This is a genomic window from Sporosarcina ureae DSM 2281 (assembly GCF_000425545.1).
Lineage (GTDB): Bacteria > Bacillota > Bacilli > Bacillales_A > Planococcaceae > Sporosarcina > Sporosarcina ureae.
Genome location: NZ_AUDQ01000002.1, coordinates 115,590 through 134,746, shown reverse-complemented (window position 1 = coordinate 134,746; position 19,157 = coordinate 115,590). Strand labels below are relative to the sequence as shown.

General features: G+C 41.3%; 18 protein-coding genes. 3 read left to right on the top strand and 15 right to left on the bottom strand.

All coding sequences use genetic code 11. The features are described 5' to 3' along the window. Positions 1-92 precede the first annotated feature (92 nt). The 9 genes from H605_RS17320 to H605_RS0103010 form a co-directional block, all read right to left on the bottom strand. The gene (locus H605_RS17320; protein WP_051210450.1) at positions 93-833 is read right to left on the bottom strand and encodes a YtxH domain-containing protein; all 741 of its coding nucleotides are present in this window, start codon (positions 831-833) and stop codon (positions 93-95) included. 58 nt (positions 834-891) lie between these two features. Continuing rightward, entirely contained in the window at positions 892-1,344 is a 453-nt protein-coding gene (locus tag H605_RS0103045) for a DUF948 domain-containing protein (RefSeq protein ID WP_029052842.1), read from the bottom strand. Positions 1,345-1,503: 159 nt separating this feature from the next. Further along, positions 1,504-2,817, bottom strand: a complete 1,314-nt coding sequence (murC, locus tag H605_RS0103040) for a UDP-N-acetylmuramate--L-alanine ligase (protein WP_029052841.1) — start codon at positions 2,815-2,817, stop codon at positions 1,504-1,506. Between the two features lie 130 nt (positions 2,818-2,947). After that, entirely contained in the window at positions 2,948-6,184 is a 3,237-nt protein-coding gene (locus tag H605_RS17315; RefSeq protein WP_232321242.1) for a DNA translocase FtsK, read from the bottom strand. Positions 6,185-6,389: 205 nt separating this feature from the next. Beyond that, positions 6,390-6,995: a YtpR family tRNA-binding protein gene (gene ytpR / locus H605_RS0103030; RefSeq protein ID WP_029052840.1), complete on the bottom strand. Its 606-nt coding sequence runs from the start codon at positions 6,993-6,995 to the stop codon at positions 6,390-6,392. Beyond that, positions 6,992-7,807 carry a DUF1444 family protein gene (locus tag H605_RS0103025; RefSeq protein WP_029052839.1) on the bottom strand — a complete coding sequence of 272 codons (816 nt, stop codon included), beginning with the start codon at positions 7,805-7,807 and terminating at the stop codon, positions 6,992-6,994. Before H605_RS0103025 ends, ytpR begins: the two co-directional genes overlap by 4 nt. Positions 7,808-7,840: 33 nt before the next feature. Beyond that, positions 7,841-8,359, bottom strand: coding sequence for a hypothetical protein (locus tag H605_RS0103020; protein WP_029052838.1), 519 nt, complete (start codon positions 8,357-8,359; stop codon positions 7,841-7,843). 78 nt (positions 8,360-8,437) lie between these two features. Further along, positions 8,438-8,953 carry a DUF84 family protein gene (locus tag H605_RS0103015; protein ID WP_029052837.1) on the bottom strand — a complete coding sequence of 172 codons (516 nt, stop codon included), beginning with the start codon at positions 8,951-8,953 and terminating at the stop codon, positions 8,438-8,440. A 23-nt stretch (positions 8,954-8,976) separates the two neighbouring features. Beyond that, positions 8,977-10,050 carry a M42 family metallopeptidase gene (locus H605_RS0103010; RefSeq protein WP_029052836.1) on the bottom strand — a complete coding sequence of 358 codons (1,074 nt, stop codon included), beginning with the start codon at positions 10,048-10,050 and terminating at the stop codon, positions 8,977-8,979. A gap of 202 nt (positions 10,051-10,252) precedes the next feature. Here H605_RS0103010 and H605_RS0103005 point away from each other — a divergent pair, with 202 nt between their 5' ends. Then, complete coding sequence (locus tag H605_RS0103005) at positions 10,253-10,567, top strand: peptidase M4 (RefSeq protein ID WP_029052835.1); 315 nt, start codon at positions 10,253-10,255, stop codon at positions 10,565-10,567. A gap of 370 nt (positions 10,568-10,937) precedes the next feature. Here H605_RS0103005 and H605_RS0103000 read toward each other — a convergent pair whose 3' ends face one another. The 4 genes from H605_RS0103000 to dat all read right to left on the bottom strand — a co-directional run bounded on the left by H605_RS0103000 (position 10,938) and on the right by dat (position 14,426). After that, the gene (locus tag H605_RS0103000) at positions 10,938-11,783 is read right to left on the bottom strand and encodes a YtnP family quorum-quenching lactonase (protein WP_029052834.1); all 846 of its coding nucleotides are present in this window, start codon (positions 11,781-11,783) and stop codon (positions 10,938-10,940) included. A gap of 123 nt (positions 11,784-11,906) precedes the next feature. Beyond that, positions 11,907-12,551 carry a tRNA (guanosine(46)-N7)-methyltransferase TrmB gene (gene trmB, locus H605_RS0102995; RefSeq protein WP_029052833.1) on the bottom strand — a complete coding sequence of 215 codons (645 nt, stop codon included), beginning with the start codon at positions 12,549-12,551 and terminating at the stop codon, positions 11,907-11,909. A 35-nt stretch (positions 12,552-12,586) separates the two neighbouring features. Then, a complete protein-coding gene (locus H605_RS0102990; RefSeq protein ID WP_029052832.1) occupies positions 12,587-13,558 on the bottom strand; it encodes a nuclease-related domain-containing protein in 972 nt (323 codons plus the stop codon). After that, positions 13,542-14,426 carry a D-amino-acid transaminase gene (gene dat, locus H605_RS0102985; protein WP_029052831.1) on the bottom strand — a complete coding sequence of 295 codons (885 nt, stop codon included), beginning with the start codon at positions 14,424-14,426 and terminating at the stop codon, positions 13,542-13,544. Before dat ends, H605_RS0102990 begins: the two co-directional genes overlap by 17 nt. A gap of 376 nt (positions 14,427-14,802) precedes the next feature. Between dat and H605_RS0102980 the strand changes: the two genes are divergently transcribed. Further along, positions 14,803-15,024 (top strand): DeoR family transcriptional regulator, encoded by a 222-nt coding sequence (locus H605_RS0102980; protein ID WP_029052830.1) that lies wholly within the window; start codon positions 14,803-14,805, stop codon positions 15,022-15,024. Between the two features lie 52 nt (positions 15,025-15,076). Here the strand turns inward: H605_RS0102980 and H605_RS0102975 are convergent, their stop codons facing one another. Both H605_RS0102975 and H605_RS0102970 read right to left on the bottom strand, forming a co-directional pair. Further along, positions 15,077-15,808 carry a pseudouridine synthase gene (locus H605_RS0102975; protein ID WP_029052829.1) on the bottom strand — a complete coding sequence of 244 codons (732 nt, stop codon included), beginning with the start codon at positions 15,806-15,808 and terminating at the stop codon, positions 15,077-15,079. Between the two features lie 3 nt (positions 15,809-15,811). Continuing rightward, positions 15,812-17,428, bottom strand: coding sequence for a putative polysaccharide biosynthesis protein (locus tag H605_RS0102970; RefSeq protein WP_029052828.1), 1,617 nt, complete (start codon positions 17,426-17,428; stop codon positions 15,812-15,814). Positions 17,429-17,579: 151 nt separating this feature from the next. Between H605_RS0102970 and H605_RS0102965 the strand changes: the two genes are divergently transcribed. Next, on the top strand, positions 17,580-18,836 hold the full coding sequence (locus H605_RS0102965) for a BaiN/RdsA family NAD(P)/FAD-dependent oxidoreductase (protein WP_029052827.1): 1,257 nt from the start codon (positions 17,580-17,582) through the stop codon (positions 18,834-18,836). Positions 18,837-19,157: the final 321 nt, after the last annotated feature.

Below are 19,157 nucleotides of genomic sequence, written 5' to 3'. Positions count from 1 at the left end.
CAGAAAAATCGCACAGCGTAGCTTTTTCCTATGACTCTTTTATCTAAAGGTACGCATAGAAAAAACCTTCCTGTGAAGGAAGGTTTTCGCTATTATTTAGAATGAACTTTGTTGTTGTTTGAAGATGAGTTGTTTGCTTTGGATTGATTAGTTTCCTTTTTAGCAGAAGTATCTGCTTTAGGAGTTTTGTTATCTTTGTTTTGGTTTGACGATTTGACAGCTTTAACTTGATCTTCAGTTTTGTTTGAAGCATCTTTTACTTTTGAAAGCTCTCCAGATTTTTCATTGTTTTCTTTTGCACTTTTATAATCAGTTGCTTCTTCCCCTTCAGATGATACTGTACCATCATCCATTGGAATGCTAGCTTTTGATGTAGCAGATTTCACTTTATCTACTAGCTGTCCTGATTGCTCTTGTAAGTTATGAGATAACTCAGAAGTCTTCTCTCTTGCAGCTGTAGTGAAAGCTGTAGTTTTTTCTTTTGCTGTATCCGTAAAGTCAGCTGTGTAATCTTTTGCCGCACTGGATAACTCCACCGCTTTATCTTTTGCCGTTGAGCTTAATTCAATACTCTTATCTTTTAATTGTGAAGCTTGCAAAGTTAAATCTTCTCGCATTTCACGGCCCGTCTTCGGTGCTAAGAATAATGCAGTCGCTGCTCCGATTACTCCACCAATGATTGCGCCCGCAATGAAACTACCTGTTCCGCTACTATCTTCATCATACAGATCATTTGTTGAACGATATGTGTAGTTTGCTGGGTATTGTGGCTGTCCATAAGTATTTGAATAGTTACCTTGGTTATCGTTATAGTTCGGTTTGTTTTCTGTCATTTTTTATTCCTCCTGTGAATTAACTGTTTTTTGTACATTTTAAAGGAAAATGCTTGTACTAGGAGCGCGATTTGTACACTGTCCAACCAGCAGACTTTTCGGGTTGCCGTTCCTTTACCTGATCATATAGACCAAATGCAACGTTTCCCCATTGTACTACTTGCGCGATTTTGTCACTGTGTTGTTCGGCTTTGGTAGTTACGGAGCTGGAAATTCGGTGAACGGACTGATTGAGCGTGTTCACTGAGTCACCTACTCCTTTTACCGCATCCACCACAGTGTTCAGCTTGTCCGCTTTTCCTTGTAAATCTTCGGCCAGCTGATTGGTTTTTTGAAGAAGTTGCGTACTTTCTGTAGTCACTCCTTCTAATTGCTTTGATAAGCCATCTACTGTATGCGAGACACTTTGTAAAGATGTCTTTAACGACCCAAGCGTCATCGCTAGACTTACACAAAGAATAAGAAATGCGATTGCAGCAATCACTGCTGCAACGTAAAGTAAATTGATCACTTACGTAATCCTCCTAGTGCATATTCTTACGAAAACTTTACCCTTCTTTCAGAGTTTCTAAACTTTTCGTCCTATATTCCTGTTCGACATAACTAGTTGATATCCTTTATCGAAACGAATAAATTTTAATGAAAATGAGAAACAGCCCTCTCATAAAGATTAGGCTGTTTCTTCTTTCGTTATATCAGACTTAAATTGTTTTAAGTACAACTGGATATCTCCAGCTCCCATAAATAAGATTACAGAATTTTGATGTGCTTCTAAATCTGACATATCTTCAATTTTCAAATGTTGGGAATTAGGAATTTTATCAATTAAATCATGAATCGTTAAATTTCCTGATTGCTCTCTTGCAGATCCGAATATATCACATAAATACACATGATCTGCTTCAGAAAGACTATCTGCAAATTGATTTAGCAACGCAGCTGTTCTGCTAAATGTATGCGGTTGGAATACCGCAATTATTTCACGGTTCGGATATTTTTGACGTGCTGAATCCAATGTCGCGCGGATTTCAGTAGGATGATGTGCATAGTCGTCGACGATGACACGGCCATCTAATTCCATGATCGTAAATCGTCTTTTCACGCCCGTAAACGTCGCAAAACGTTCGTTTACAATTTCAGCTGGAATATTTTCATAATGACATAGTGTAATAACACTTAAAGCATTTCGAATAGCATGGTCGCCTGTCAACATAATTGTGAAACGATAATAAAATTCATTTCGGATGAACACATCAAACGAGCAGCCATTTTGATCTTTTTCAATATTCGCTGCGTAGAAATCATTGGATGAATCCAAGCCATAATAGACAATTGGAACCTGACATTGGAGTTTCTGAAGATTATCGTCATCACCGCAAGCGATTAACGCCTTCTTCACTTGACTCGCCATCTGTCCGAAAGCGTCTAGAATATCATCCAAACTTGTGAAGTAATCCGGATGATCGAAATCAATATTCGTCATGATCGCATAGTCTGGATGGTATGCCAAAAAGTGACGTTTGTATTCACATGCTTCAAATACAAAGTTCTCCGCATTCTCGACACCTTTACCTGTACCGTCTCCAATTAAGTAAGAGGTTGGCGCAAAGCCACCCAATACATGCGCTAGCAAGCCCGTTGTAGATGTTTTACCATGCGTTCCCGTAACCCCGATGGAAGTAAATTGTTCCATATAGTCGCCAAGGAAGTCATGATAACGAATAACCTCTATCCCTAGTTCTTCTGCGCGTAGTAATTCAGGATGATCATCTTTAAATGCGTTTCCTGCAATTACTTTCATGCCCGGCTGAATATTATTTTCGTCAAATGGCAAAACTTTTATATTTCGTTCATGTAAGGGATCTTCTGTGAAAAAGTATTTTTCTACGTCTGAACCTTGAACTTTATAAGAAGAGTCATGTAGCAACTGGGCAAGGGAACTCATTCCTGATCCTTTTATGCCAGTAAAATGTAACAATGTCATATTGAAACCTCCCGGGAGTTCTTTCATCCCACTTTTTATCTTCAACCGTCTAATAACAGACGAGAAGATTATTTCTTGTTATAGAATATCATGCGCTCGATCAAATCTTTAGATCTGAACTATGAATTCATTATTTCATGAAGCTTTCAAATGCTTGTTCCGTCAAAAAGACGTCGCGCGCTTTGCTCCCTCTTTGCTCAGATATAAATTGATTCGCTTCCATTCGGTCGATTAACTTTGCCGCTCGGTTATACCCGATGCTGAAATGGCGCTGTAATGACGAGGTAGATGCACTCCCCTGCTCGATGACAAAATTGCAAGCTTGCTCAAATAACGGGTCTGATTCTTCTTCTCGGACAGCGGCCGCCAGCAAATCATCTTGGCCGAATAAATAATTCGGTTCTGCTTCATTACGAACATGTTCTATTATACGCTCGATTTCATCATCCGTGACAAATGTCCCCTGAAGACGGACAGGAGCCGATTGGCCGTTGCCTAAATACAACATATCTCCTTTACCAAGTAAACGATCTGCCCCTACCGAGTCCAAAATCGTTCTTGAATCCACTTGTGAAGACACAGCAAACGCTATACGAGTCGGAATGTTGGCTTTGATCGTTCCGGTAATGACATCAACAGAAGGCCGCTGTGTCGCAATGATTAAATGAATACCACACGCTCTAGCTTTTTGTGTGATTCGACTGATCGACACTTCGACATCTGCAGGCGCCATCATCATTAAATCCGCTAATTCATCAATCACTACTAAGATATAAGGCATCTTTAAAGAGAAACGTCGTGATTCCATGACCATTTCGTTATAGCGTTCAATATTACGTACGCCGGAATGCGCAAACAGTTCATAGCGTCTTTCCATCTCATTGACTGCCCATTTCAATGCGCCAGTCGCTGCTTTTACATCTGTAATAACCGGACTCAACAAGTGAGGAATGCCATTGTATGGTGCCAGTTCTACCATTTTCGGATCAATGAGTAATAGTTTCAGATCATGATGCGAAGCTTTATACAGCAAACTGATCAGTATAGAGTTGATACAGACGGATTTACCGGAGCCTGTTGCCCCCGCTATCATTCCGTGTGGCATCTTCCGTAGATCAATCGTTTGCGGCTCCCCTGTCAAGCTCAGTCCGAGTACTGCCTCTAGAGGTGAGTCTGAATTCATAAACGGATCACTATCAATAACCTCTGAAATTCGAACAGCACGTGTTTTACGATTCGGGATTTCAATACCAATCATACTTGTACCTGGAATTGGTGCCTGAATACGAATATCTCTAGCGGCCAAAGCCAATTTTAAGTCGTCGGTAAGATTTCGAATTTTACTTACCTTTGTCCCCTGCTTTACCGTTAACTCAAACATTGTGACTGCAGGACCTTGCACAGCTTGAACAACAGACGCTTGTACAGAGAAATGAGAAAGCGTTTCTTCTAACGTAGCAGACTGCGAAGCAAGCCACTCTTCATCCACGATTTCTTCTTCCGGTGGCGCTAAATAGTGCATCGTCGGGAATCCATAATGTGGTAGTTCTTCCTCAATTATTTCCTCTTCAGGTTCTTCTACAATTGTTTCAGAAGTCGTCGCGACCACTTCTGTAACTTCAACATCAGAATCTACTGCAATGGATACGGGTTCTTTAATGGATGCTAATTCCTCCATACTCGCTTCTACACTATTTTTCTGTTGTTCTTGCAGTACCGGTTGTATATTCTCTACCGTTTCAGATTGTTCCGCCATGCTGTGTTTGTGATCAGATTCTATTTCAATTGGCTCTTCTACCACAATTTCTTTCTTCGCTGCATTCGCTGCAATTAGCTCTTCAACTCTTGCCGCTAATTTTTCTTTATCGGATTTAAGCATCAACACATTAAATGGGACCACTTTTTCTTTCTTCACTGGTTGTGCTTGTTCTTTAATATCATCTATTTCAGATTCTACTTCATCCGATTCTATTACTTCTTCTACTTCTTCTTCTATTTCTTCTTCAACCGTAACAGTTACTGGTGCTTCTGAATCTACTACAATTTCTTCTGGTTCAGTTGCATCATCATGCTTTTCTACTTCTGTTTCTACTTCTGTTACCAATTGAGTTCGCTCTACATCTTCCGTATGCGCAAAGACTTCCTGCGATTCTTCTGGTTCCACAATTGTTACTGCAGCTTCTAACTCTACTTCTTCTACTACTTCTTCTACTACTTCTTCTATTTCTTCTTCAACCGTAACAGTTACTGGTGCTTCTGGATCTACTGCAATTTCCTCTGGTTCAGTTGGATTATCATCATGCTTTTCTACTTCTGTTTCTACTTCTGTTACCAGTTGAGTTCGCTCTACATCTTCCGTATGCGCAAAGACTTCCTGCGATTCTTCTGGTTCCACAATTGGTACTGCAGCTTCTACCTCTACAATTGCTTCTTCGGCTTCTTCTGTTCCTTCGATTTCATCATGCACATAGTCGTGTTCAGCTACTTCAACTGGCTCTTCTTCTATCACTGGTATTTCTTCAGTCTGCTCTACTAGTTGGTTAGCTTCTTCAGATACTTCTAATTTAGATTCCTCTACTTTTTGAGTGTGTTCTTTCGCCGAGGACATCTCAGACTGTCTTTTTTCTGAAGAACTAGCAAATAGTGGTGTTTCATTTGATTGTTGATTGGAAATCAAGGATAATGGCAATTCCTCGTCATGATTTTCTAATTGATCGTGCAATTCTTGGTCTTTCGTATCTTTCTTTTCTATAACCGATTCCATAGCCTCACTGATTGGAGAACTAGTGTGCAATCCATAGATAGGTGAAGGCACATGTGTAGGCGAAAACGGCTTTCTAAATTTCTTCGGTTTCTCTACCTTCACAGGTTCTTCCTTTTGGCGAGATGTTTCCTCTAATTCAGGACGCTTTGATTCATAGGGTTCAATCCGTTGCGGCTCTGTGTGCAGCGTACGTTCATGCTTTCTCCCAGAAAACGGAAGAGGTAATGGATTGGACGTAGGTGGAATGATATGAGCAAAATCCCGTTTCGCTTCTGCACGGTAGACATTTCCACTTCGCTCAAAACGACCTGGCCAACGTTCATTCTGTTCCAAAGGAAGTATTTCATATACGTCTTCTTCTGCTACATCTTTTTGCAAATAATCTTTGGTATATTCATCATGATGGATCTGTGGTTCCCATCCGTAAATTTCATAGTCAGAAACTATCGGAAATCGAAAGTTTGTTTTTTTATTTTCATCAAATTCTTCATTTTTGTTTTGGGTTTCATTATTTTTCACAATGTTATTTTCAGTAGTTGTTTGTTCTTTTAAAGGGTTATCTTTTTCAGCGCCTTCTTGCATTTGCTGAAGGCGTCTCTTCATATTCCGTAGCCAACTCAAATATATCACTCTTTTCATATCAATCATTTCATTTTAACAGGTTACCTGTGGGGAAATCAAACAGTTCTATGTACTTTTTGTATAAAATGATCATTTGTAACCCTTTGTAACAATAATACAAAAAAGCTTTTGCCACAAGCTAAATGAGCCTTGTGCAAAAGCTTTTTACTATGGATATATTTTCAACTTACGCTTTGAAAGCTTCTCCGACTTTTCGATCGTCCTCTAATACGAGGATTCCTTTTGCATCGGGTGCATCTTGCAGATCGAGTTCTTTAGCAGAACAGATCATACCTGATGAAGCAACACCGCGTAGTTCCGCATCACGAATGATCATACCTGAAGGCATTACAGCGCCTACTTTTGCTACAACCACTTTCTGTCCAGCTTCCACATTAGGAGCACCACAAACGATTTGTAGTGTTTCTTCCCCTACTTCTACTTGACAAATGTTCAATTTATCTGCATTTGGATGCTTTTCTTTTTCAGTCACATAGCCTACAACGAATTTTGGAGTGAAATCCAGCTCCAATTCCAAATCTATGTCGTTTTTCTTTAATACTTGTTGTATTTGTTCGCCAAGCTCTTCTGTCAGTTCTACTTGCCCGACTGCTGAAACAGTGAAATAACTAGATGCATCAAATAAATTGAACGCTACTACAGTGCCTGTCTCTTCATTTTTGATCAATGTAACATGGTTTTTTCTTTCAGCAGTGAGAGCTGTCGGTCTTTCTGTTGTAAGTTGAACGAACAATACGTCGCCAACACCTTCTGGATTATAAAATATATTCATTTCTTCTTTTCCCTTCTTGCCAATCTATTTTTTGCCATAATGAAAATAGGTTCAAGCTTACCATCTTCATAAATGAAAGACAATGACGTGACTGGTACAGCGCCTGTTGTGAAAAACTGCATGGCAATTTGTGCCACGACATCATACCCTGTGTCATTTCGGATATCTCCGATGATCAACACATCTTGGTGAGGGACAGAAACGACCATATGACCTTCGATTTTCTGTTCCATTTCTTTCATGAACGGCTGATTCAATATTCTGCTCGCATCATAGCCATCGTTATTGTTGATGAAGTAGAAAATATTATCCGATACGATATCCTGCTTATAAGCTGTCGGCAACGCCTTCACTTTAAACATGGCGACCTCTTGTATTTCCTGTTCTGTCATCTGCAAATCGGACAGCATACCGTGATCGATCAAGCGATACGTGTTCCCTAAGTCTAGCGCATAGAAAATACGTGTTTCGGCTGTATGATCTTTCGTTAAGAAAGCTTGTCCAGCAGAACTTTCCGTTGGGAATGAAGTCGATCGGATGACAGGATAGATCGTGTTTTCACCTGCGAACCCTTTTGCTTGCTCTTGCTCCATTGCAAGAAAAGTCTCACGGACGGTATACACCACTTCATCGATTGCGCGTTCTTTTTTCTGCTCATACTTAGATAAAATTTCAGGTAATGAAATATCCATACCTTTATGAAGAGTATGATGGACAATTCGCAATTTGTCTGCCCTTCGGTCAAATTGCCAATCAAAGTTCTCTTTAGGTAAGCGTTTCTTTAGTTCTTCTACCAAATCTTCAGCTTCCATTCGTTAACCCACTCCTTCAATACTCAATAATACTTACTGATCGTCATGCTGAACCGAACGAGCAATTTCCATCATTTTTTCTAAGTAGGCGTCGGTATTTGCTTCATTCGTCACCGTTTCTACTTTCGCTCCGCCTACGTTTGCAATTAGTTCTACTTGCTTCTCACCTTTTTGAATGACAGCAACAAAGCCAAATGCATCATCTTTTGAGAATGTTTGTGCACCTATTAAATGATCCGGTTCATCCGTCAATAGTACGTCATAATACACTTGACTGTTTTTCTGTTCATTCGGATTAACTGTTAGATAAAATGAATCATTTCGTTTAGTTAAAACAATCTTTTGTGAAATAGATTCTTTATCTATTCGTAGAGTTGGCGGTTTATAGAAATCAATCTCGCCTACTGTTTGGTTCGTTTTTTTGCTATTTAATTCAAATGCTTTTTTCGCTGAAACAAATGCATCATCAGTACGGACTTCCACTTTCTGATTACATCCTACCAATACGACAGCTAGTAGCAACAGCAAGAAAACCTTTCCACTTCGCAACATTCAGGTTCCCCCCTTCTCTACTTTCGTTCAATTTTCTATCAGTCCTATTCTAATCGCACCCCGCCGCTATTGCAATCGTCAGCTCTGCGGCGACTTGCTATACAACAGCTGGCCGATCAATAATTGCATGATATGCTCAAATAACGCGTCTCTCGGTACGAGTTGCGCAGTCAACATCCCCATAGCGCCTTCAGACATGCGAACATTTTGCTTTTTAAAATAGGCATCTACCGCATCACCTAGTTCAATCCCCTGGCGAATTTCATCAGCTAACTCTTTGGGTAAAGGGATTTGTGCCCCCGCAGCAGTAAACGTTTTGCCTTCCGTCGTGGTAAGGGCGCCCCAATTGCATAGATACATCGTGTCCCCGATCATATGGACACCCCCTTCTAACCCAATACCAATAGCATCTTTTGCTGCAGCGATGGAACGATTGATTGCACCTTGCCGAGTTTCCTCTACACTCATGGGCTGGGCGCTGACGCCTGACGGAACAGACGTTGAAGTAACAGTGCTGTTCTCTAGAAAGCGGTCGACGATCCGAAGTACTGCACGTTTTTTCGCCTGATTTTCAGAACCAAGAACAAATTTCATTCAACCGCCTCATTTCTAGTTGTTTAGCAGTTTTGTTTAATAGTTTCTACTGTGGTTTTATCGCACGTTTTTACTAACTTTGTAATTAATTCTTTCGCCGCTGCATAATCATCTGTGTGGATAATTGAAGCCGCTGTATGGATGTAGCGAGAACAAATACCGATAACTGCACTTGGTACGCCGTTATTCGCGACATGTACTTGCCCTGCATCCGTACCGCCTTGGGATACAAAGTATTGATACGGAATATTGTGAGTTTCAGCAGTGTCCAATATGAATTCGCGCATACCACGGTGTGTTATCATCGAACGATCCATAATTCGCAATAATGCCCCTTGGCCCAACTGACCGAATTCTTTTTTATTGCCGCTTGCATCATTCGCGGGACTTGCATCAAGTGCGAAGAATAAGTCTGGATCTATCATACGCGCTGCTGTTTGTGCGCCACGTAATCCGACTTCTTCCATGACTGTTGCACCTGAATACAATGTGTTTGGCAACGTTTCATTTTTCACTTCTTGCAACAGTTCTATGGCGAGACCGCAACCATAGCGGTTATCCCATGCTTTGGCCATAATCTTTTTTGGATTAGCCATCGGTGTGAACGGACAAATCGGCAAGATCTGCTGACCTGGACGAATACCGAAACTCTCAGCATCTGCTTTGTCATCTGCACCGACATCAATCAGCATGTTTTTAATATCCATTGGTTTTCTACGCTCTGCGTCACTCAGTAAGTGCGGTGGAATAGAGCCAATCACACCCGGAATTTCCGCATTTTCTGTAATGATCTGGACTCGTTGTGCCAGTAATACTTGGTTCCACCAGCCACCTAACGGCTGAAAACGAAGCATTCCGTTATCCGTAATACCTGTTACCATGAAGCCGACTTCATCCATATGTCCAGCAACCATAATTTTCGGCTGATCTTCTTGTCCATGTCGAACACCAAACACGCCACCCAAACCATCCTGAATTATCTCATCCGAGTTCTGTGCTAATTGCTCACGCATAAAAGCCCGGACACGGTATTCATTACCTGGTGCGCCCGGAAGTTCAGTCAATGTACGAAATAAATCCAATGTTTCTTTTTTCATCGAAATCCCTCACTTTTTTATTGTCTATGTGTAGTATATCCACATACCAAACAGATGAATACTAATTAGATTAAGAATTCGCTTTACACAAAAGTGCCATATTCTACCGATTAATGAAGTGGGAGACACTTTAGAATCGCCATGCACTTTTAAACTATGTTACACTATAAGAAAAGATTTGCGAAGGAGGCTGCAATTAGCCATGAGAGTAAAAGACTTTTTAGCTGGAATTTTAACTGGAGTTGCTGCAGGCGTAGTAGTGAATGAGGCATTTAACCGTTACAATGAGGAAGTACCTGCTGACAACGTATTGAAAAAAGTAAAAGACGCATTTAAAGAAGAGGGACCAATCGACGGTTCTTGGATCGTTATGAAACCAGAACCTTACACAAATCACGTAATCTCTATGGACGTTTACCGTGGTGGCGTCTCCCGCATGAAAGACGGCAAGCTAGAGCAATTCGAATTCGCAGCAGATGCAAAAACAGGCACTGTCGTAGAGTTAGTTCGTCAGTAATCCATAATCAAATATACGTAAAGAGGCTATCCGAGAAGTATCTACTTCTTGCGATGGCCTCTTTTTTTGCGCAAGAAATTTTAGAGTATTACCAAGTTACCGGTCTTCTCTATTTTAAAAGATACTTACCCATACAGAAAAAGACAAACCACTCGTAAAAGGGATCTGTCTTTAACACTTAATTTTTAACATTGCATAAACGTTCCAAAATTGAATGATAAAACCAGTTGATCGTAAGTGGAAGGCGGCGACTCCTAGTGGATCAGCTTGAGCCAAGCCCACAGGAAGCGTCCGCCTGGAACGTCGATCAACGGCGCTCCCCCCCCCACATTCAATCACTTGAACTTGCAATGGATCTTAATCTTAACCCTCACCGAGTACGAGGCAAGCTATCCACAATCGTCTTTCCATCTTCACTAAACTTCGCCATGCGATACACCGCATCATGATAGAAAATAAACCCATACTCATTTGGAAGCGCTTCCTTCATTAAGCGCTCTTTTGCGAAAATCGAGTCCATCGGATAATCATCATAGGCAAGTACCCATAAAGGATTTGTGTGCGCATGCGTCGGCATAATATCCGCCATATGAATCAACGTCTCGCCATTCTGCTCCAGCTTAATCACACAATGACCATCACTATGACCGCCCGTATGAATCATCTTAATACCTGGCACCACTTCAATCTCTTCTTCAAATGTCGTAACCTGACCTTGAATCGGCTCCCAGTTTTCTTTCCAATACGTATTACGTGAGCGAATATTTGGCTCTCTCATTTCATCCCACTCGACTTGCGATGTATAGATCTTGGCATTCTTAAATACGGACACAAGTTCATCGTTTTCCCACTGCGTCAAACCAGCCGCGTGATCGTTATGTAGATGGGACATTAATACAACATCGATATCATCCGGTGTCATACCAAGTTCTTCCAGGCTTTCTTCTACGCGCGTTTCAGCACGTACACCTAGGTTACGCTTTTTCTTGTCGTCCAACTTGCCTTTACCGATACCGGAATCAATCAAGTAATTTTTATTTTGATATTGAATAAGGATTGGGTCTGTTCGTAGTTCAATTAAATTGTTTTCATCCGCTTCATAGCGTCTTGACCATAGAGCCTTCGGAACGACACCGAACATCGCACCACCGTCTAGAAAATTCACGCCACCGTCAAGCCACGTTAGTTTCATATCGTGAAAAGTTAATTGATCCAAAATAATTCCTCCCTACATTCCTTTAGTAACTGTTGTATGGACATTGTACTTTTCCACGGAATCCTTAGAAATCCAGCAGAAAAGTACAACGTCCAACAGCTTTCCATTTCTAGCACATCAGAATTAGCTCTGATATTGCGCTTCCAGACGATAAATTGGATGACCTTTACTTGAAAATTTTTCTTCGTATTCGGTTAACACATTATCTTCTGGCATACTTGCATGTAAATCGAGTGAAACGGATCGTAATTTCATACCATAGTCCGTCATGGAGACAAGAGAATATTCAAATAGCGAACGATTATCTGTCTTAAAATGAATTTCTCCATTCGCCTTCAAAACACCTTCATATTTTGCTAAAAAGTTTGGATGTGTTAAACGACGCTTTTCATGGCGGTCTTTTGGCCACGGATCAGAAAAGTTTAAATAGACGCGACTAATTTCTGATCCTACGAAGAGGGATTCTAGTTCTTCTCCATTGACACGCATCAAACGAAGATTAGAAGGCTTTTTCGCTTCAATCGCTTTCTCTAACGCGGATACGATCACATTATCGAAGTGTTCGATGCCAATATAGTTAATCTCTGGATTAGCAAGCGCCATGCCAATGATAAATTGACCTTTACCTGTACCTACTTCAATATGAATTGGCGCATCGTTTCCGAACTCTTCAGTCCAACGACCTTTTTTGCCTTCCGGATCCAAAATCAATACATCCGGATGCTCTGCCATGAAATCTTTAGCCCAAGGCTTATTTCGTAAACGCATAATTAGTACACTCTCTCTTTTCAATAATTTCTATTCTATTGCTCTTCCACAACTTCTTCTGCATCAAACAACCGACTCATTGCTGTAGTCTGTGCGTGATCTAAAATCGATTGTGCAGCTTTAAATTGCGTATGCTTCATGGGACTCGGATTACTGCATAACTTAGACAGCCATTGTTCATACGTTTTGCGGTCAACTGTTGTCACTTCAAACGGAGTGCCAGGATAATCAATATAGCCATTCCTAGAAACAATTAGCTTCCTGATCGGCATCTCCACTTTTGCCGCTCTAAAAAATGATGAAACCACTTTCTCCATCCTACTGAGCGCGATCGTAGGATTCAGCACTTTCACTTCTTCCTCACCGAACCTCTTTGACCAAAACCTTTCGCCACTACCTATGTACGCAGCCATTCTTTCGTCTTCGAGCACTGTGATGCAATAGCATGTAGTAGGTGCCAACAAGATGATATCCAACTCGACAGGTGCTTTATTGACTTTGACGATTGGATAATAAAATAACAAGAAGCTATCAGGTAAACGAAGTGTTAGTTGCTTCAATAATGGGTCAGTGAAATATTTTGGGTCTACACGTGACCGGTCATATAATGTAGAACTCGCCCACTTTAATTGGAATTGAAATAATTGATCGCGATAGGCTTTCTTTAACTGTTCGATCGTTGTAGGTTGACTAGCTATCGAAGCCTGAAAACCCATATCATCCTCTTGGTCTTCTACCTCTTCTTCAGAAATAGCGGACTCATGTGTCCATTCCACATCTGTTTTTTTACGCCATTTCCTGAATAACCCCGTATACCATTTCGAAGGTACTTGCACATTTTCAGAAAAAGCAGTCGCTGTCTCCGCATGTAAATCAACACCGTGCTCCCATTGATTTTTAATGCGTTTCCATTGATAGCGTTTCAGACGGATGAATTGTGTCGGATAACGAGTTAAGTCATTCTCATATCGAGAAACATAATCCGCGAGTTTAACTAGCTGGGCCATTTGCTTCTCTTTCCTTAGTATCACCAGCTACCACTAACTTCGGAATTTGCGCCTCAAATGCCGTTTGTAACTTTCTCGTCAACGGTCCAGGAACTCCTTGTCCAATAGGTTGCTGATCTATTGTCACAACCGGTGTGATTTCAGCATTCGTAGACGTATAGAAAAACTCATCCATTTGTAAAGCTTGAGACAGTGTGAATTCTTCTTCTTTAACAGGAATAGCTAAATTCTCTGCTATCTGCAAAACGACACGACGGGTAATTCCATTAAGAATGAAGTTATTGGCAGGATGTGTATAAAGAATACCGTCCTTCATACCGAATACATTGGAAGAAGATCCTTCACGTACCAACCCATCTCGTACAAATAATGCTTCTTGACATCCATGATCAAATGCCTCCTGTTTTGCCATGACATTGCCAAGTAGATTCAAACTTTTTATATCACAACGAAGCCAACGCACATCTTCAACAGACTTCATAGCAGCACCTTGTTGAAGGATTTCTAACGGACGTGCATTTTCCACAGCATAGCCAATCATGACAGGGACACTATCTTCTGGGAATTGATGTGCACGTGGCGCCACACCACGTGTGACTTGTATGTAAATATGTCCAACAGATATTTGATTATCAGCCTGAAGCTTTTGCGCGATTTCAAGTAACTCATCGATTGTATACGACATGCTCACACGAATTTTTTCAGCACTCTCAAGTAATCTCTCCAAATGTTCTCTCGCCGTGTACAATGCGCCATCATATACTTTAATGACTTCATAGACTCCATCGCCAAATACATAACCACGATCATTCACGGATACATTCAGTTTATCTTCTGTTAGGAATTCCCCGTCTTTGAAATAAATCACACAATCGCCACCCCTTCTTTTATGAAACTTCAAGCCAAACTACCGCTAGTTTCCTCTTTTTCTATTTTCACATGTTTGTTGAATAAAATCAATTAGACCTTAATAGAGGAAGGAGCATTTTTCTAGTTATCATGAATTAATCGCTAGCTTGATAACTTATAATCTATTTATTCTAATTTATTCAAAAGTATAAGCGGAAATATGTGCGCTATCACATAAAATACGTTATACTACTAATGTCAGAATCATTCACTTACTATTCTGGCATAGCTAAGTAAAAGGAGCGGATCAAGAAAGGTAATGTCAAAGAATACCCCAACAGTCTTCTTTTGCAATGTTGGCGTGAAAATATGAAGATGAAGGAGTGGTTTCTTAGATGAACCCAGCTACCGATCGCATGTTAATTCGTATCAAAGATGTCTATCTGTTCATTCGAGATAACGGAAAAGTAACAACGGAGGACGTGGCGGATGAATTCAATATTTCACCCCGCACCGCTCAACGTGACTTAAACGTTCTGGAGTACAATGAATTGATTAAGAGCTCAGTCCGCGGCGAATGGACCACGACGTCCAAGAAAGTGAAATTATCTTCTTGATCTAGCTTCCTATATACAAGTGCACAACGCAAAAAAGGCTGACGCTTTTGCATCAGCCTTTTTGCTTGGAACGATCTAGCTCTTTTAGTTGCAGCAATTCTTCTTCGGTTAACTCACGGTATTCCCCTAGTTCCAAATCCGGATCCAATTCGAGTGGCCCCATCGTTAACCGCTTCAGGTACACCACTTTTTTCCCTACCGCTTCAAACATTCGCTTCACTTGGTGAAACTTTCCTTCTGTAATTGTTAGTTCAATCTCTGACTCTTCAGCAGAATGTAAAATGTGTAAAATGCCCGGCTTCGTTTCATAGGCATCGTCTAAAATTACACCGCGCGCAAAAGCCTCGGCATCTTCTTCCGTTACCACTCCCGCCACTTTTGCATAATACGTTTTCGGCACTTCTTTCTTTGGTGACAATAGATTATGTGCAAGCTTCCCATCATTCGTCAGCAACAGTAATCCTTCTGTGTCTTTATCCAAACGTCCTACCGGAAACGGTTCAAAATGCCGCTCTTCACTTCCAAGCAAATCCACAACGGTTTGATCTCGGTTGTCTTCCGTCGCCGATAACACACCAGGCGGTTTATGCATCATCAAGTAGATAAATTCTCTATAAAAGACTTCTTCACCTAGCAATGAAATCGCATCTGCCTCCGGATCCACGTGCTGGGCAGGATCTTTTACCACTGCCCCATTCACCCGGATCATTCCTTTTTTCAATAGTTGTCTTACTTCTTTACGTGAACCATAACCTGTATTTGATAATAATTTATCTAACCTCATTCATTACCCTCCAAACCCGATGCGTTTCATAATACGTGTTAAACGATCTCCAAATAATTGTTGTGCGAGTCCTGATTTGAAAGCCAGGAATCCGTATATTACCATACCGACAACCGAACCGATCATCACATACAATAAGGCTTGCCAACGACCTACTGGAATGTGCGCCATGTTTAATCCTTTATTCGTCAGCCAAACGCCCGCAAACATCACTGCGTTGAAAGCCAGGATCAAGAATAAGCGTCTGATGACCATTTCAGATTTATAATTTAATGCTTTTTTAATAACGAATAAGTTAATACATACCGCTACTGAGTAGCCAATTGCGGTAGCTATAATCGCACCGTTCACTTCGAACAGTTTAATCAGCGGAATGTTGATCAGCATTTTCACAAGCAACCCGAGCAATGAAGTGAAGACGATCCATTTATGATGATCGATTCCTTGTAAGATCGCGGCCGTTACAGTGAACATCGCAAATAAAATCGCTACCGGTGCGTAGGCAGCTAAGACGCTCGCTCCTGCCACATCATACTCATATAAGAATTGATAGACTTCATTGTTTAAGACAATTAATCCAATTACCATTGGAATCGTCAAGAACAGCATGATCTGATACGTCTGATCGAGTGAACGTGTGACACCCTTTTGATTGTTTGACGTATAATCCTTCGTGATAATGGAGATCAGCGCCATAGAAAATCCTGTCGCGACCATCACGGGAATCATCACAATCTTATGTGTTAAAAAGTTTAGTTTTGTTAAATATAAATCGGAAACACTTGAAAGTCCGATTGACTTCATAGCACCGTTGAATGTAATCATGTCGACGAATTGATAGATTGGATTAATCGTTCCGACCAATACAAACGGCAATACGTACGCAAGGACCTCGGTATAAATTTGTTTCAATGACACTGAACTTGCAGGTGGACTATTCGATAATAAATAATTGAATTCATCCTGATATTTTTTCCAGTAATAGTAGAGACTCCATAAACCAGCGAGCGCTCCGATAAATGCAGCAAACACTGCAAACTGTACAGCGATTCTTGGCGATAGATCCAGTACATTGACGACCACGAATGCACCAACAAGCACCACAATGATCCGTACGATCTGTTCTATTAATTGAGATACAGAAGTAGGTTCAAACTTTTGATAACCTTGCAAAAACCCACGGGCGATACTAAGTAATGGCACTGCTAGCAAAGCAAAGCTAACCCAGCGAATAACTGTCGCAATATCTTGAACTGTAAAAATCTGTTCTTCATCCTTGATAACGAGTTCCGCAATCGGAGTTGCTAGGAAGAACAAAGCAAGAAATGACAGCAAGCCTGTTAGAGACATGATGACCATACCCGATTTCATCAATTTCCGACCGGTCGCATAATCCCCTAACGCATTGTATTTAGAGACAAACTTCGATATGGCGAGTGGAGCTCCGGATACCGCGACCGCCAGCGCTAGATTATACGGTATGTATGCATATTGATAGAGACCGACACTCTTTTCTCCAACGATTGCATAAAACGGAATGACATAGAGTAAACCGAGAGCCTTCGATAAAAATAAGCCAATCGTTAAAATGGCCGTGCCTTTCAATAAATTTGATGCCATAATTGATTCCTTCCATTCCTAAAGAGATTCTTGTATAGTTTACCCCTCGACACGCTTTTGCACAATCTTTAACTGAAGTCCAAATCAAAAAGCAACCATGCCCATATGGTGTATAATGAAAGATAAAATGAAACGAAAGAGTGGTTCTACAATGTATGATGTAATCGTAATTGGTGGCGGACCTTCAGGATTAATGGCCTCCATTGCAGCAGCCGAACAAAAAAAGCGAGTTCTACTGATTGAAAAAGGAAAGAAGCTCGGCAATAAACTAGCCATTTCTGGCGGTGGTCGCTGCAACGTCACAAATCGACTGTCACAAGAAGAAATCATTAAACATATTCCAGGCAACGGAAAATTTTTATATGGACCGTTCTCTGTCTTTAACACCCAAGATATCATCGCCTACTTTGAAGGCCTTGGCGTCCCCTTAAAAGAAGAAGATCATGGACGGATGTTTCCTGTTTCAAATAAATCAAAAGATGTCGTAAACGCCCTATTGAACCAGATGGATGAACTAGGTGTGGAAATACGATTGGAAAGCCGAGTACAGAAATTATTAATGGATGATGAAAAGATCCTCGGTGTTCGATTAGAAGATGGTGAAGAAGTACGTGCTCATGCAGTGGTCGTTGCAGTGGGTGGCAAAGCCGTTCCACAAACTGGCAGTACAGGAGACGGATACCCTTGGGCCGAACGAGCGGGTCATACCGTAACGACGCTGTACCCGACAGAAGTTCCGTTGCTGTCACGCGAGCCATTTATCGTCTCAAAAGATTTACAAGGCCTTGCGTTACGTGACGTGAAAGTATCAGTTCTGAATAAAAAAGGAAAAACACTTGTGACACATCAAATGGACATGCTCTTCACCCATTTCGGATTAAGCGGTCCTGCGATATTACGCTGTAGTCAATATGTCGTCAAAGAGCAAATGAAGAACGGCAAGCAGCCCGTCCTACTGCAAATTGATTCAATACCTGATCAACATGAAGAACAATTGATCCAGACCATTGCAAAAATTTTAAAAGATGAACCGAAAAAACAAGTGAAAACCTCATTGAAAGGTCTCGTACCCGAACGGTGGTTGCTGTTTTTATTAAAGAAAGCAGAAATCGAAGAAACTGAAATCGGCATAGATATTAAACGTGAGGCGATTCGTACATTCGCAAAACTTCTAAAAACATTCCCTGTACATATTACAGGGACGCAACCGATTGAGAAGGCTTTCGTTACGGGCGGCGGTGTTTCAGTAAAAGAAGTCGAGCCTAAGACGATGGCTTCACGTAAGAAAGTAGGTCTGTTTTTCTGTGGAGAGATTTTGGATATCCATGGATATACGGGCGGCTATAATATTACTGCCGCTCTTGTGACAGGTCGTCTGGCGGGGATGAATGCCGGATTATTGGGTTGACCTTGAGTTTTCGTATGAGCGGTTGAACGGTTGTATAGAGCGGCTAGCGCGACACATTGAGCGCTTAGCCCGTCCGATAGAGCGGCTAGCGTGACACATAGAGCGCTTTCCCCGTCTGATAGAGCGGTTAGCGTGACACATTGAGCGCTTAGCCCGTCTGATAGAGCGGCTGGCGCGACACATAGAGCGCCTCACCAGTCCGATAGAGCGGTTAGCGTAACACATTGAGCGCTTAGCCTGTCTGATAGAGCGGTTAGCGCGGCACATTGAGCGCTTTCCCCGTCTGATAGAGCGGCTAGCGCGACACATTGAGCGCTTCCC

Coding starts and splice junctions, on each gene's coding strand:
- H605_RS0103015 (WP_029052837.1), bottom strand. CDS start 8,953: ATGAAATTTGTTCTTGGTTCTGAAAATCAGGCGAAAAAACGTGCAGTA.
- ytpR (WP_029052840.1), bottom strand. CDS start 6,995: ATGAATATATTTTATAATCCAGAAGGTGTTGGCGACGTATTGTTCGTT.
- H605_RS17315 (WP_232321242.1), bottom strand. CDS start 6,184: ATGAAGAGACGCCTTCAGCAAATGCAAGAAGGCGCTGAAAAAGATAAC.
- H605_RS0103005 (WP_029052835.1), top strand. CDS start 10,253: ATGAGAGTAAAAGACTTTTTAGCTGGAATTTTAACTGGAGTTGCTGCA.
- H605_RS0102975 (WP_029052829.1), bottom strand. CDS start 15,808: ATGAGGTTAGATAAATTATTATCAAATACAGGTTATGGTTCACGTAAA.
- trmB (WP_029052833.1), bottom strand. CDS start 12,551: ATGCGTTTACGAAATAAGCCTTGGGCTAAAGATTTCATGGCAGAGCAT.
- H605_RS0102970 (WP_029052828.1), bottom strand. CDS start 17,428: ATGGCATCAAATTTATTGAAAGGCACGGCCATTTTAACGATTGGCTTA.
- H605_RS0103020 (WP_029052838.1), bottom strand. CDS start 8,359: ATGTTGCGAAGTGGAAAGGTTTTCTTGCTGTTGCTACTAGCTGTCGTA.
- H605_RS0102965 (WP_029052827.1), top strand. CDS start 17,580: ATGTATGATGTAATCGTAATTGGTGGCGGACCTTCAGGATTAATGGCC.
- murC (WP_029052841.1), bottom strand. CDS start 2,817: ATGACATTGTTACATTTTACTGGCATAAAAGGATCAGGAATGAGTTCC.
- H605_RS17320 (WP_051210450.1), bottom strand. CDS start 833: ATGACAGAAAACAAACCGAACTATAACGATAACCAAGGTAACTATTCA.
- H605_RS0103010 (WP_029052836.1), bottom strand. CDS start 10,050: ATGAAAAAAGAAACATTGGATTTATTTCGTACATTGACTGAACTTCCG.
- H605_RS0103025 (WP_029052839.1), bottom strand. CDS start 7,807: ATGGAAGCTGAAGATTTGGTAGAAGAACTAAAGAAACGCTTACCTAAA.
- H605_RS0102980 (WP_029052830.1), top strand. CDS start 14,803: ATGAACCCAGCTACCGATCGCATGTTAATTCGTATCAAAGATGTCTAT.
- H605_RS0102990 (WP_029052832.1), bottom strand. CDS start 13,558: ATGGCCCAGCTAGTTAAACTCGCGGATTATGTTTCTCGATATGAGAAT.